At 56.4% G+C, this 14,474-nt stretch carries 12 protein-coding genes; 3 read left to right on the plus strand and 9 right to left on the minus strand.

Annotated elements, in window-relative coordinates:
• Positions 1-76: 76 nt before the first annotated feature.
• On the plus strand, positions 77-1,708 hold the full coding sequence (locus tag KKW20_RS06105) for a SulP family inorganic anion transporter (RefSeq protein WP_214566991.1): 1,632 nt from the start codon (positions 77-79) through the stop codon (positions 1,706-1,708).
• A 58-nt stretch (positions 1,709-1,766) separates the two neighbouring features.
• Here the strand turns inward: KKW20_RS06105 and KKW20_RS06110 are convergent, their stop codons facing one another.
• The 3 genes from KKW20_RS06110 to KKW20_RS06120 form a co-directional block, all read right to left on the minus strand.
• Positions 1,767-2,459, minus strand: a complete 693-nt coding sequence (locus tag KKW20_RS06110) for an HTTM domain-containing protein (RefSeq protein ID WP_214566992.1) — start codon at positions 2,457-2,459, stop codon at positions 1,767-1,769.
• Entirely contained in the window at positions 2,449-2,706 is a 258-nt protein-coding gene (locus KKW20_RS06115) for a hypothetical protein (RefSeq protein ID WP_214566993.1), read from the minus strand. Before KKW20_RS06115 ends, KKW20_RS06110 begins: the two co-directional genes overlap by 11 nt.
• 263 nt (positions 2,707-2,969) lie before the next feature.
• Entirely contained in the window at positions 2,970-3,575 is a 606-nt protein-coding gene (locus KKW20_RS06120) for a flavin reductase family protein (protein WP_214566994.1), read from the minus strand.
• Between the two features lie 80 nt (positions 3,576-3,655).
• Here KKW20_RS06120 and KKW20_RS06125 point away from each other — a divergent pair, with 80 nt between their 5' ends.
• Positions 3,656-4,183, plus strand: coding sequence for a GNAT family N-acetyltransferase (locus KKW20_RS06125; protein WP_246534484.1), 528 nt, complete (start codon positions 3,656-3,658; stop codon positions 4,181-4,183).
• A gap of 310 nt (positions 4,184-4,493) precedes the next feature.
• On the opposite strand, the gene ptsP is transcribed toward KKW20_RS06125, so the two are convergent.
• Complete coding sequence (gene ptsP / locus KKW20_RS06130) at positions 4,494-6,767, minus strand: phosphoenolpyruvate--protein phosphotransferase (RefSeq protein ID WP_214566996.1); 2,274 nt, start codon at positions 6,765-6,767, stop codon at positions 4,494-4,496.
• Positions 6,768-7,342: 575 nt separating this feature from the next.
• Here ptsP and KKW20_RS06135 point away from each other — a divergent pair.
• Positions 7,343-8,416, plus strand: a complete 1,074-nt coding sequence (locus KKW20_RS06135; RefSeq protein ID WP_214566997.1) for a PLP-dependent cysteine synthase family protein — start codon at positions 7,343-7,345, stop codon at positions 8,414-8,416.
• A gap of 257 nt (positions 8,417-8,673) precedes the next feature.
• On the opposite strand, the gene KKW20_RS06140 is transcribed toward KKW20_RS06135, so the two are convergent.
• The 5 genes from KKW20_RS06140 to KKW20_RS06160 form a co-directional block, all read right to left on the minus strand.
• Complete coding sequence (locus tag KKW20_RS06140; protein WP_214566998.1) at positions 8,674-9,909, minus strand: aspartate kinase; 1,236 nt, start codon at positions 9,907-9,909, stop codon at positions 8,674-8,676.
• Positions 9,910-10,071: 162 nt separating this feature from the next.
• On the minus strand, positions 10,072-10,557 hold the full coding sequence (locus tag KKW20_RS06145) for a DUF1178 family protein (protein WP_214566999.1): 486 nt from the start codon (positions 10,555-10,557) through the stop codon (positions 10,072-10,074).
• Between the two features lie 93 nt (positions 10,558-10,650).
• On the minus strand, positions 10,651-11,160 hold the full coding sequence (locus KKW20_RS06150; protein ID WP_214567000.1) for an NUDIX hydrolase: 510 nt from the start codon (positions 11,158-11,160) through the stop codon (positions 10,651-10,653).
• Between the two features lie 192 nt (positions 11,161-11,352).
• Complete coding sequence (metG, locus tag KKW20_RS06155; protein ID WP_214567001.1) at positions 11,353-13,071, minus strand: methionine--tRNA ligase; 1,719 nt, start codon at positions 13,069-13,071, stop codon at positions 11,353-11,355.
• A 144-nt stretch (positions 13,072-13,215) separates the two neighbouring features.
• Positions 13,216-14,436, minus strand: coding sequence for an MFS transporter (locus KKW20_RS06160; RefSeq protein ID WP_214567002.1), 1,221 nt, complete (start codon positions 14,434-14,436; stop codon positions 13,216-13,218).
• Between the last annotated feature and the right edge of the window lie 38 nt (positions 14,437-14,474).

Raw genomic sequence — 14,474 nt, forward strand, 5'->3', positions numbered from 1 at the left:
TTCAAAAGTGTTTCATTTTCATGTGAGACTCGTTAGGAACCGGGCTTGCGAACAACCCCTCCTGCAAGGTGAATTTATGCCCCGAGCCCTTTTGGCACGCTATGCCGCCCGTATTGAACGCCCTGACTATCGGCTGTCGCCGAATGAAGCGCTGACGCCTGCGCGGCTGAAAATCGAAATCTTGTCAGGCCTGACCGTGGCCTTGGCGCTGGTGCCAGAGGCGGTGGCCTTTGCCTTTGTGGCCGGTGTGCATCCGCTTGTGGGGCTTTATGCGGCCTTTATGGTGGGCTTGATCACCGCGCTGATTGGTGGTCGTCCGGGGATGATTTCCGGGGCCACGGGGGCGTTGGCCGTGGTGATGGTCGCTTTGGTGGCGCAGCACGGGGTTGAATATCTATTTGCCACGGTGGTTCTGATGGGGCTGTTGCAGGTGTTTGCGGGCGTCATGCATTGGGGCAAGTTCATACGCCTTGTGCCGCACCCGGTGATGCTCGGGTTTGTCAACGGACTCGCGATTGTGATTTTTCTGGCTCAGCTCACCCAGTTTAAAGACCCGGACAACACCGAAATGTGGCTGTCAGGCATGAAGCTTTACATGATGTTGGGTCTTGTGGGGCTGACCATGTTGATCATCTGGGGCTTGCCGAAGGTGACTAATCTGATCCCCGCCCCCCTGGCTGGGATCGGTTTTGTTGCGGCGATTGTGATTGCCTTTGGCATTGATGTGCCAACTGTCGGTGATTTGGCGTCAATCAAAGGCGGGCTGCCAAGCTTTCACTGGATGTTTGGTGAAGGCGAGGGGCTTTACGGCACCGCCCTTGCGCCGCTGAACTTTGAAACCCTGCGAATCATCTTTCCTTATGCCGTGATCCTTGCCGCGATTGGCTTGATCGAAAGCTTGTTGACGCTGAACCTGGTCGGCGAAATGACTGGCCAACGGGGCGGCGCCTCGCAAGAATGCATCGCACAAGGGACCGCCAATGTGGTCACCGGGTTCTTTGCGGGCATGGGTGGTTGCGCGATGATCGGTCAATCGATGATCAACGTGAAATCTGGTGGGCGCACACGAATTGCAGGCATCGCCGCTGCGGCGTTTTTGCTGCTCTTTATTGTTGCGGCCTCAAGTTGGATTGAACGGATCCCATTGGCGGCCCTCGTGGGCGTGATGTTCATGGTGGTGATTGGCACATTTGCGTGGAATTCGATCCGCATCCTTACTCGTGTGCCACGCCTGGATGCTTTTGTGATCCTGCTGGTGACCGCCGTTACCGTCTATGAAGATCTCGCGGTGGCTGTGGTTGTCGGGGTGATCGTGTCGGCGCTCGCTTTTGCTTGGCAAAACGCATCGCATATTCATGCGCGCACCCGCGTTGAAGGGGATCGTAAGGTCTATGAAATCGACGGCCCGCTGTTCTTCGGTTCGGTTGAGGGGTTCATTGAGCTGTTTGACGTCGCCAATGACCCGGATGCGATTGTGATTGAATTTGCCGACAGCCGCGTGGTGGATCAATCAGCCCTTCAAGCGATCGAAGCAATTGCGATCAAATATGAAGCCGCAGGCAAAAAGATCCAGCTTCGCCACTTGTCGCGGGATTGCCATCAGTTGCTGACCAAAGCGGGCCACCTGATGGTCGACAGTGACGATGATCCGGACTACGAAGTGGCCGCCGATTATTCGGTCAAAACCGGGATCTTGGGATCGCATTGATCTGAACAAAAGACGTGAAAGGGGCGCCATTTGGCGCCCTTTTTTGTGCCACCCCTCGTCAGACCGCAACATTGAAAACCCGATCCTGAAACCACAGAAGCGACGGATAGGCACTGATCCAGATCCAGAAAAAACGGTTGAGCCCAAAGAAGATCGCGTTTGAGAGATGAAATAGGGCGGCGATGCACAGCGCAAGGATTAGCCAGGATTGCGCAAGCAATGCGATCGGGAACAGCACTTCAAACAACATCACAGCCCAGGACATCGCCCATAACAGTCGGGGCCAATTGGCCAAATCACGTAACCCTTCGCTGACCGGATAGGCGGAAAACCGAAACACATCTTGCAATGCTCGCCCGCGCCGCCATTCTGGGTTGATGATTTTTATTTCGCCAGAAATGAAATAGCACAGCACCAATTGCACCGCGAGATAGCCCAGCATTCGTTCTTTCCACACCGGATCAGGGATGCAATGTGCCAGCGTGAGACAGGTTAGGATCAACAGACCCATCTTGTCACTGCCGCCATTATACGGTCCTTGAAATCGGTGCAAAATGATCAAGGCAAGCACGCAAAGTGCGACCAGAACCCACGGCACCATGACGCCCATCAAAAGCAGCACGGACAGTATGATCCGAATGCCAAACAGCAAGCGGTCGCGGGGGGGGCCCGTCAGATGCTCTGAACTTGCTTGCAAAAACGCGAGTGCCATCAGGATCTCGGTCAGGCGAAGGGCGGTCTCAAAACTCATGGGGGTGCAATCTGATCAAGTCGGATTGATAGGTGATGTGACGCGTCACCTGATCGCCGTCGCGGTCCATAAAAATCAGCCGAAATTGCCAGAACGTTCCCGTGGGGGGCGAGGGGATTTGCTCGGCAATTTCACATCTGATGCGCGCAGTCAGCTCGCGCAGGCTGTGGTCACTTTCGGTCCCCATCAACCGCTCTGACAGGCTGACCAAAAACAGGCTTTCATTCCAAGCTGCATTCCAAAACATGCGCTGCGCCAGCTGGATGGCACCTAGGTGTGCGGGCCGCGGACGATATGGTCGCCAGTTTTCCACCGTTTGCGAGGAGGATGTGATCCCCCATTCCACCCGCGGTGAAGGCTGTACTGCCTTGAAAAATCGCCAAGATGGAATGAGCGCAGGCAAAAGCAAACCGAGGCTGTGGAGGATCGCATGAAACATGGCCCAAAATACCGTGCCGCTCGTTACATTTTTATTAAACGCAGCACAGGACCAGTTGGAATGCCCCCCAATTATTCGCCCGGCCGGGTCAGGCTAAAGACATCTTTCACCACGGTATAATCACGATAGCCAAGGCGCGCGAGCGGGCGAAAACGGGTGACATCAAAATGTCCGTCCACCAAACAATCGTCACGGAGATGCACACCCACCACCTCGCCAAAACAGACGAGGTTCTCCTCCCCCGGCAGGCGCGTGATCTGGGTTAGTTTGCACTCTAAAGCGGCGGGGGCCGTGGGCAGACGAGCGCAATCAATCAACTCACACGCAACCCGATCAAGGCCTGCGTGGGTAAATTCATCCACGTCGCGCGCATAGGCGCCTGACGTGTCATTCATCGCGTCCTTCATGTCTTCAGCAACAATGTGGATGCAAAATACTCCGGTTTTTTCAATATTGTCCAAACTGTCCTTGCCCAGATCCCGGTCGGATTTGCCCGAGGTGCTTGCAAACATCACCTGCGGAGGGTCGTAGGCGACGCCATTGAAAAAAGAATACGGCGCAAGATTGTCTTTGCCATCCGGCCCGCGGGTCGAGATCCACGCAATTGGCCGCGGGGTGATCACCGCGTTAAATGGATTATGGGACAGGCCATGGCCATTTTTTGGTTGATAAAACACGCGCTTCTCTCTTTTCTCAGTCCGCTCCTTTTGCTAGCAGCATTAGGGGAGTGAGGGAAAGAGGCTGTAGGGACACACCGTTGTATACGCTTTCGGTAGAGACAGACGAGGATGGGTGGGAGGTTGAAGGCCTTTATGACACCTGCTTTGCGCCGGGGCGCGAAGCGCTTTCGTCGTATCGGCTGCGCAACACGGTGCCGCCGGTAAAAAGCTTGTCGCTGGTCGCCCGCGATAGGGACGGAATCTTGTCAGGCGCCATTCGCTATTGGCCGGTCACGATTGCGTCGAACACGGGTAAGCCTACCAAAACCTCCGCCGATCCGATTGCGTTGTTGCTTGGCCCTGTTGCGGTTCACCCGACTCGGCAAGGCGAGGGGTTGGGCGGGCTTTTGATCCAAGGCAGCTTGGATAAGGCAAAATCAGATGGGTGGGCTCGTGTCATGTTGGTGGGGGATGCCCCCTATTACCGCCGGTTTGGGTTTATGATCTTGCATGGGGTGATCATGCCGCCGCCAACCAATCCCGACCGCGTTTTGGGGCTGGAGCTGCGACCAGGAGCCTGGGCCGGAGTGACGGGCCGTGTGGAGCGATTCGCGGGGAGTTTGTGACGCCCCTGTCAAACGCCGCAGCGGAACAGACACTCGACGTAGCAGCCATGACAGCCCGGGAATGGGGAGTAGACGGTTAGGTTTGGGCCGTGCCAGATCACGTCGATTGCATCCTGTTTTTTGTGCGCTTAGCGGGATGTGATGCGGCGCACGCCCATAAGGGTTTTCCTGTCGTAACCGGCTGCGATTTCGGGTGAATTGTCGCAATAGCCCCATCAAAACAACCGAGCTAAGCAGGGTAAGCATCGTCGCCAACATGAACCTCTCCTTTTCAGAGTTTCATGTTGGTCGGAAAATGCTGAACAAACCGTTAAACGTCGTGAAAACTCCGCCGATTTCGCGACAGCCAATTGACAACGTCAGCGCGCACCGATTGCTCACCTGACAGCCGCACATCATCAATGCAGGCGCGCAATTCTTGCACATTGATCCGGCGGATCAGGTTTTTCACGGGACCAATCGAGGCCGGGCGCATCGAAAGGTTGCGCATTCCAAGGGCGGTGAAGCAGGCGGCCTCGATCGGGCGTCCGGCATCTTCGCCGCAAAAACTAAGCGGCGTGCCCACTTCTGCACAGCGTGTCACGATCTCTTCGATCAGGTTCAAAAAGCTGACATTCAGCGTGTCATACCGGCGGCGCACCCGTTCATTTTCGCGGTCCGCCGCATAGAAAAGTTGTTTCAGGTCATTGCCGCCGATTGAAATAAAGTCAGCCATTTCAAAGAATTGGCGCGGTGCAAATACCATCGAGGGGGTTTCCAACATCGCGCCGATTTCCACATCAGTCGGCAGATCATGGCCAAGTTTGCGTTCACGCTCTATCTCGGCCAACAGCATTTCGCGGGCGTCTCTGAACTCGTCTTGCTGCGCAATGAACGGGAACATGACCGAGAGATTTCGCCCCGCGGCCGCCCGGATCAAGGCTTGCAATTGCATCCGCATCACACCGGGTTTGTCCAGCCCAACGCGGATCGCGCGCCAGCCCAAGGCGGGGTTCGGTTCGTCCAGTGGGTTCATATACGGCAGCACCTTGTCGGACCCGATATCGAGGGTCCGAAACACGATGCGTTTCCCTTTCGCGGCGTCCATCACGCGTGAATAGGTGTTGACCAATTCGCCCCGGCGCGGGACTTTTGAAACCGTCAGGAATTGCAGCTCGGTGCGAAACAGCCCAACCCCCTCAGCGCCGGAATTTTCCAAGCTGGGCAGATCGGCCATCAGGCCCGCATTCATGTGCAGCGTTACTTCGGTCCCGCATAATCCCACCGCAGGTTTGTCGCGCAGCGAGTGATAGCGTTCCTGTTGTTCCGCTTCCATCGCCATCTTGTCACGAAACGCACCAATAATGCTTTCTTCCGGGCGCAGGTGGATGGTGCCATGCTCGCCATCGACGAGCACAAGGTCGCCATTCAGCGCCTCGGTTGCGATACGGCCGGCTTGCAGCACAAGCGGGATTGCAAGCGCACGGGCGACAATGGCGGCATGGCTTGCAACCGATCCTTCTTCGAGGATGATTCCGCGCAGTCCGCGACCATATTCCAACAATTCGCCCGGGCCGATATTTGTGGCCACCAAAATGGGATTTTCCGGCATTTCGGCGCCTGTTTCCCCCCCTTGCCCGGTGAGAATGCGCAACAGGCGATTGGACAGATCATCAAGGTCGTGCAGCCGTTCGCGAAGATATGCGTCCGGCACCTGGCTCATCCGGGCCCGTGCGGCAGATTGTTCTTTTTCGACAGCGGCTTCGGCGGACAGACCCCGCGCAATGTCCTCTTCCATCCGGCGCATCCAGCCTTTGGAATTGGCAAACATTCGGTAGGCTTCGAGCACTTGCATCTGCTCTTTATCTTTGGGTTTCGCGGTGATCTGCGCCGTGGCCAACAATTCGTCCACCTTGAGACGTAATTCTTCGACCGCATCGGTCAGGCGCGTCAGTTCCACATCGGGGTCGTCGGCCACCGGGTTGGTGACAACAACACGCGGTTCATGCAGCCAGATGTGACCTTCAGCGGCCCCCTCTTGCCCAATTGTGCCTTGAAAGGTGGCAGGGTGTTGGTGCCGTGCGGACATGGCCGCGCCTTCGCCGACAAAGGCGCCCAGCTCGGTCATTTCGGCCAACACCATGGCGACCACTTCGATGCCATAAAGTTCGTCCGCGGAAAATTCGCGCGGGTCGCGCGATTGGATCACCAAGACGCCCAGATTTTCGCCAAGACGCTGGATGGGGACGCCGAGGAAGCTAGAGAACACCTCTTCGCCGGTTTCGGGCATATAGCGAAACCCTGCGGTCGAGGGCGCATCCGAGGTGTTGATCGGAGTACCGCTTTTTGCCACACGCCCCACCAGGCCTTCGCCAATGCGCATTCGGGTTTGGTGGACGGCTTCGGGGTTCAGCCCCTCAGTGGCGCAGAGTTCCAGTGTCTCTTTGTCGCGAAACAAATAGATCGAACAGACCTCAACCCCAAGACTATTGGCAATCAACGAGGTGATGCGGTCCAAGCGTTCCTGACCCTCGGACGCGGCGGCCAAAGTCTCTCGCAGCTTAACCAATAGCTTGCGGCTGTCGCTTTGTTGGCTTTCTGCCATCCCTGATGTCCCCCGGCGCCCATTGGGCAATTTACATGGCGTACGGACCCCCGCACGTCTGGTCCTTTTGGACCTTCGTTAGATTAAGCACTCTGGTGTTACATTGCCAGATGGGGGGACGCGTTTTCCCCCGATTTGGGTGCATCATGGCGGGTAAGCCGCGGAGCGACCAGAGTAATTCTACTTAAAGGGGAGAATTGGCTGTATCTCCCCGGATCTGCACGCGCCGGACACGCCGTCCGGGGGTGTTGCTTAAGATTTAGGCAGATCAGACTTCATATTGCGGTGCGCCGGGGCAAGGGCGCCCAGATCGGGGACCCCTTACCGTTCTACAGATCACAGCCAAAAGCGTGATCTGCCTTGGCGACCAACACCGCTGTTGCCCGTTGCCCTTGCGCTGCGTCCACCATGACAGCGTTCCTGTCTCTTCCTTAATGTTGGGCATTTGGTGCGAAAAGAAAATGGGGCGAGGGACGTTGATCTTAATATTGCGGGCAGGTGGTTCTTTGTGCGGGTGAGGCCTAAGTTATTCACATCCCCAGATGGCAGATCGCTTTGGAAGAAGGAATTGAACAATGCAAATCAGACAGACCAACGGGCGCGGCCAACGGTTCGACAGCATTTTGGACACCGTCGGCGACACCCCGGTGATCCGCATCAATCGGATTGCCCCCAGCCATGTGAATATGTTTGTGAAATTCGAAGCCTTTAACCCGGCTGGATCCGTCAAAGACCGGCTGGCGCTGAACATCATCGAGGCCGCAGAACGTGACGGTCGCCTGACGCCCGGCCAAACCGTGGTCGAGGCCACGTCGGGCAACACCGGCATCGGTCTTGCTATGGTTTGCGCGGCCAAGGGCTATCCCTTGGTGGTCACAATGGCCGAAAGCTTTTCCGTGGAACGCCGCAAGCTGATGCGCTTTTTTGGGGCCAAAGTGGTGCTGACCCCGAAGGGCCTTAAGGGGTTTGGCATGTACACGAAAGCCAAAGAGTTGGCCGAGCAAAACGGTTGGTTCCTGGCCAGCCAATTTGAAACGGCTGACAATGCTGACATTCATGAAAACACCACCGCACGCGAGATCCTTGCGGATTTCGGCGGCGAGAAATTGGATTATTTTGTAACAGGTTACGGCACCGGTGGTACGGTTACGGGCGTGGCGCGCGTGCTTCGTAAGGATAGCCCGGACACCAAAATTATCTTGGCAGAACCCGCCAGTGCGGCGCTGATCGCATCCGGCTATGTAAACACCCGCAACGATCAAAACCAGCCAACCGAAAGCCACCCAACCTTTGAACCGCACCCAATCCAAGGCTGGACCCCGGATTTCATCCCCTATGTGTTGCAAGAAACGCTGGACAAGGGCAACTATGACACGCTGACCACGGTTCCCGGTCCCGATGGGGTGAAATGGTCGCAACGGCTGGCCGCGGAAGAGGGGATCTTTACCGGGATTTCCGCGGGCGCCAGTTTCGCCGCCGCGATTGAGGCCGCAAAAGACGCCCCAGACGGCGCCAATATCCTTGTCATGCTACCGGATACTGGCGAGCGTTACCTCTCAACCCCGCTCTTTGACGGTGTTGCTGAGGAGATGAGCGATGAGGAATGGGAAATCTCCAACTCGACCCCTTCTGGACAGATCGTGGGGTGAGGTTTCGCAAGTTTGAGATTGGCTGGTGTAGGTGACCTGCGCCGGCCTTTTTATCTTGGGCGTCTTGACGGTGACCCAAAACCGGAAAACTAGTTTTCTAGTTTTCTAGTTTTCTAGTTTTCTAGTTTTCTAGTTTTCTAGTTTTCTAGTTTTCTAGTTTCGCCAAGCTCGCGATCTCCCCTTCGATGCTGAAGCCGAGACAAAAAAAACACCCGCCACAGGGCGAGTGTTTTAAATAACAATTTAGTTATAGCGACTTAAGCTTTCTCAAGCTCAAATGCATCATGCAACGCCTGCACGGCCAGTTCCATATATTTGCGATCAATCAGCACCGAGATTTTGATCTCGGACGTGGTGATGACCTTGATGTTGATGCCTTCGGCAGACAGCACATCAAACATTTTGGCCGCAATGCCCGTGTGGCTGCGCATCCCAATGCCTACGACTGAGATTTTGGCCACATCCGTGTCCGCCACCAAATCGTGGAAATTGATCTCGCCGCTGTCTTTTGCCTCTGCCATTGCCCTTTCTGCGCGGGCCACCTGATCGACCGGGCAAGAGAAGGTCATGTCGGTGCGACCCTCTTCCGAGATGTTCTGAACGATCATGTCCACATTGACCCCGGCCTCTGCCAAGGGTGTGAAAATGGCGGATGCGATTCCGGGGCGGTCGGCCACCGAAATCAGGGTCATTTTGGCCTCGTCACGCTGATAGGCGACGCCTGCTACAACTTTGCTTTCCATGATATCCTCCTCGTCGCAGACCATTGTGCCTGCTTCCGGGTCATATTCTTCAAAACTCGACAAAACGCGCAGCTTCACCTTATAGCGCATCGCCAATTCAACGGACCGGGTTTGCAGAACTTTGGCCCCCAATGAGGCCAGCTCCAGCATTTCCTCAAACGCGATCTTGTCCAGCTTGCGCGCCTTGTCGGTCAAACGCGGATCGGTGGTGTAAACACCGTCCACGTCCGTGTAAATATCACAACGTTCGGCTTCAAACGCAGCGGCAAAGGCCACGGCGGTGGTGTCAGATCCACCCCGGCCCAGCGTGGTGATCCGCCCCTCGGGCGATACGCCCTGGAAGCCCGCAACAACCGCCACGCGCATGCCTTCGCCAAACTTTTCCATGATATTGTCATTCGGGATCTCGTTGATCCGAGCGGACGAATGCGCCGATGTGGTTTTCACCGGCACTTGCCAGCCCTGCCAGCTGCGTGCGGGAATATCCATTTCCTGCAGACGCAACGCCATCAGGCCGGCGGTCACATTTTCACCCGAGCTGACAATCGCATCATATTCGCGCGCGTCATACATCGGCGAGGTGTCACCCACCCAGCCCACAAGCTCGTTGGTTTTGCCGGACATCGCCGAGACAATGACAATCACATCATAGCCATTGGCCACTTCGCGCGCGACACGTTTGGACGCGCGGGCGATCCGATCGAGGTTGGCAACAGACGTGCCACCGAATTTCATCACCAGAATTGGCATGGTGATCCCATCCCCTTGTTTTTCACGCGCCCGTCTTACGCAGGGGGCGCACAAAGGGCAAGATCGGATTGACGTATTGTGCGGTGTGGATGGTGAAAGCGAAGGGTTTTACCGGATTAAGCGTGGATATTCACGCAGGCATTGTCCAATCTGACGAGATCCTCAGTTGGTCTTGTGGGTGGGCATAAAGGGCAGGGGCATCACCGGCACCCCTTCTTCCAGCAATTCCCGCGCCTCATCAATCTTGGCCTCGCCATAAATGGGCCGGTCGGGGCGGTCGCCCAGATGCATCGCGCGTGCCTCGGACACGAATTTATCGCCTACGTAATCGCTTTCGGTCTCTACCTTGGTCTTTAACGCGGCAATCTCGCGCGCCAGTTCAGGGTCCGGTAAAGCGGTTGGGGTTTCTGGTGTTGCTGCGGGAACTGTGGGGGTTTGCGGCTGTGTTTCGGGCGGTGTTTCGGGCTGTGTGGTCACATTGCGCGACGGGCGTACTTTTGGCGCCATCAGCGATTTCACCACCATGCTCGATCCACACTCTGGGCATGTAATTCGTCTCGCCGCCGTCAGGCTGTCAAAAGCCCCCGCGTTCTGGAACCAGCTTTCAAAGCTGTGGTCATTGTCACATTTTAGCGCATAACGGATCATTTTGGTTTCCGTGGTTAAGGGGCATCCGCGGTGCAACTCGCGGCGGGTTGGCGGTGGTTCAGTGTAAGCGGTAAACTGTAAACCGGAAAGGGGTTAGCTGTGCAGCGTTTTTGGATCAAACAGTTTGATCATCTGGCGCAATTCCGGTTCAGACACCATTTGCGAGGCTTTTTTCTGGCTCACCCATTTGCGCCGCCGTTGCCCAGCCTCGCGGTAATTCTTGACCATTTTCTTAACCTTAAGTGGGAAAACCGCGACCACACAAGGCAGCTTCTCTCCCGCATGGCCCTTGTCATAGGAATAAAACCCCAAAACCTGATTGCTTAGCTTGCCAAGCGCACCCGCCTCTTCAAATGCCTCCGTCGCCGCAGCCCCAGCCGGTGTTTCGCCATCCATCGGCCAGCCTTTGGGAATGATCCATCGCCCGGTCCCGCGCGAGGTGATCAGCAGAATTTCGACTTTTCCGTCCCGAACGCGGAACGGCAGCGCGCCAAATTGGGTGCGCACCGAACGCTTATCCGACAAGGACAGCCGGATCGGCATTTGTTTGCCTTTCGCAATCGTCACTTTCTTAAGGCCCTTGAGACTGAACTTACTGCGCATTCTACCCCCGAGAGTGCTGGGGAAATCTTTTCTTTTCCTTAAGATAGGACGTAATTTCAGAAAATCAAAGGAAAACAGCACATATTGTGGTCCTCCCGCGCCCCTCCGCCAGATAGAGGGGGCTGGATAACAGATGTGAAAATGGCCGCGGCAAAAGCTGCGGCCACATCCGGGATTGGCGTTGGCGGAGTGTCAGTCGCGGATACCAGCAAAACGTTCCTGCCAGCCTTCACGATCTTCATCCGAGATCTTTGCAAACACGTTCTCAGGTACGGTGAAGGCATGCCCCTCTTTCAACAAACCCAAAGCCGCGGGCACATCGTCAGGCCAGCTGTCATCCGTGGTGCCCATCGCCTCAAGCATAACCTTGGAGGCATCGGGAATAAATGGGGCCGACAGCACCGCGTAAAGACGGATCAGGTTTAACGCCAGACGGATTTGGGCGGCGGCCTGATCGGGGTCGGTTTTATACACTGTCCAGGGGGCGGCGGCTTGCAAGTATTCATTACCCGCGACCCAAATGCCACGAAGTTCCTGCGCCGATTTGCGCACGTCCATCGCTTCCATATGGCTTTCATAGGCGCGGACCTTGGCGGTGATGTCGGCAATCAATGCGGCCTCGACCTCGCCATATTCCCCACCGGCGGGCACGTCTTCTGAGAACTTCGAGCGGCAAAACTTGGTCACGCGGCTCACGAAATTGCCAAGCACATCCGACAGGTCTTTGTTCACGGAAACCTGAAAATTCTCCCATGTGAATTCACTGTCAGAATTTTCCGGCGCATGTGACAGCAGCCACCAACGCCAGTAATCCGACGGCAGGATCTCCAGCGCCTGATCCATAAAGATCCCGCGCCCTTTTGACGTTGAAAACTGTCCGCCGTCATAGTTCAAGTAGTTGAAAGATTTGATGTAATCCACCAGCTTCCATGGTTCCTTAGACCCCATGATTGTGGCCGGAAAGCTGAGCGTGTGAAACGGCACATTGTCTTTGCCCATGAACTGCACGTACCGCACATCTTCGGCACCTTTGTCCGTGCGCCACCAGCGTTCCCAAAACGCGGAACCTTCGCCTTTTTCATCCGCCAATTCGGCGGTGGCGGCGATATATTCGATCGGTGCGTCAAACCAGACGTAAAAAACTTTGCCTTCCATGCCGGGCCAATCCGCGTCGCCACGTTTGACCGGCACACCCCATTTCAGATCGCGGGTGATGCCGCGGTCTTGCAGCCCGTCACCATCATGCAACCATTTTTTAGCGATGGAGGTGGTCAGCACGGGCCAGTCAGCCTTTGTATCAATCCAAGCGTCCAGCGCGTCTTTCAGTTTGGATTGGCGCAAGTAAAGGTGCTTGGTTTCGCGCACTTCTAAATCGGTGGACCCGGAAATGGCCGAGCGCGGATTGATCAGATCGGTGGGGTCCAGCTGTTTGGTACAGTTTTCACATTGATCACCGCGCGCGCCGTCATAGCCACAATTTGGGCATTCGCCTTCGATATAGCGATCCGGTAGGAACCGCCCGTCGGCGTTGGAATAGACCTGCTTTTCGCTGACCTCTTCAATATAGCCATTGTCCGCCAATTTGCCGGCAAAATGCTGGGTCAACTTGCGGTTTTGCACACTGGAAGACCGGCCGAAATTGTCAAACGACAGACGGAACCGATTGGCAATATCCGCCTGAACTTCGTGCATCTCGGAACAAAATTCATCCACCGGCTTGCCGGCTTTGGCGGCGGCCAATTCCGCCGGTGTGCCATGTTCATCTGTCGCGCAAATGAACATAACTTCGCGGCCCCGGCCACGGTTGTAACGGGCGTAAAGATCCGCTGGCAGCTGGCTGCCTACAAGATTGCCGAGGTGTTTGATCCCGTTGATGTATGGAATCGCCGAGGTGATGAGGACGCGGTTCATGGTATTTCCCAAGCTTGTTTGCGGGCGTGTTTACGCGGTTTTTTTGGGCAGGACCAGAGGGGGCGGGCGAAAGGGGCGCTGCCCCTCGCGCATTTGCGCTCACCCCGGGATATTTATGACAAGGAAAAGGGCAAAGCCTCGGTGTTACTTATCGCGCATTCGGCCAAACAGGCGTCCCATCGAAAACGAGGTGCGCGGTGTGTAGGTATAGGCGGTTTTGTCCGACACTGTGGGGCGCGCGCGCATACGGATCAGGCCAAAAGCGATCAATCCAGCATGGCCGGTGGCAACAAAACTGAACAATGCAGCAGGGCCGTAGCTTTCGATCAGGGTTGAGGCCACGTACGGCGAGGCAATGGCGCCGACGGCGTAGAAAAACATCAGGGCCGCAGACAGCTCAATACGTTCGGTGCTGTCGGCAAAATCATTCGCGTGCGCGGCAGAGACCGAGAAGATCGGGAAGGTTGTAAAGCCAAAGATGCCTGCGGTTAGAAAGGCCATTTGCGTGCCCATCCCACTGGCCGCGATGGTGAACCCACAGCTAGACATCGCCGCCACGGACAACCAGATCAGCACCCAACGGCGGTCGTATTTGTCGGCGATCCATCCGGTTGGCAATTGTGCGAGCGCTCCGCCCAACACAAAGGCGGCAAGGAACCAGGCCAGTTGCCCGGTGGCCAAGCCCACTTCCTGCCCATAAATCGGCCCGACCATGCGAAAAGCGGCGGATGTGATGCCTGCCACAACGCAACCGGCGGCGGCAAGCGGGGACCGTGTCCAGGCGAGACCAGGGCGCAGTCGTGGGGCGGCGGGGATGTCGGGTTGACTGGCGCGGGTCATGGTCAGGGGCAGGATTGCGGCGCAGCAAATCAGGGCCAAAAGATTGTAGCTGACATAGTGGGCCGGGGTTAATACGCCGATCAAAAGCTGGGCCGCCAGTGACCCGCCCATGTCCACGGCGCGGTAGCCCCCCATCGCGCGTCCCCTTGTTTCATTGGTGATTTTGGCGTTCATCCATGCCTCGATCACCGTATAGGCCCCGGCGACACACAGGCCCGAGGCAATGCGCATCACCGCCCATGCAATGGGGTCGATCCACAACATATGCGCCAATAATCCCATCGCGCCCATCGCGGTGAACACGGCAAAGGCGCGCGAATGCCCCACCGCGCCCATCAATCTTGGCGACCACCAACAGCCGATGAAAAAGCCAACAAAATGCGCAGACCCCAACAGGCCAATTTCTGATTTGGTGAAGCCAAGCTTTAATCCGGACAAGGCGTCCAGTGGTCCCACACCGCCAGAGCTCAATTGCAGCAAGACAACAGACAAAAGCAGGGCGGCAAAGGAAATCAACAGGCGCATTGGCGGCTCCGATTGGCGTTTCCTTCAGTTTGGCGAGG

The sequence above is a fragment of the Aliiroseovarius lamellibrachiae genome, assembly GCF_018599245.1.
GTDB classification, from domain to species: domain Bacteria; phylum Pseudomonadota; class Alphaproteobacteria; order Rhodobacterales; family Rhodobacteraceae; genus Aliiroseovarius; species Aliiroseovarius lamellibrachiae.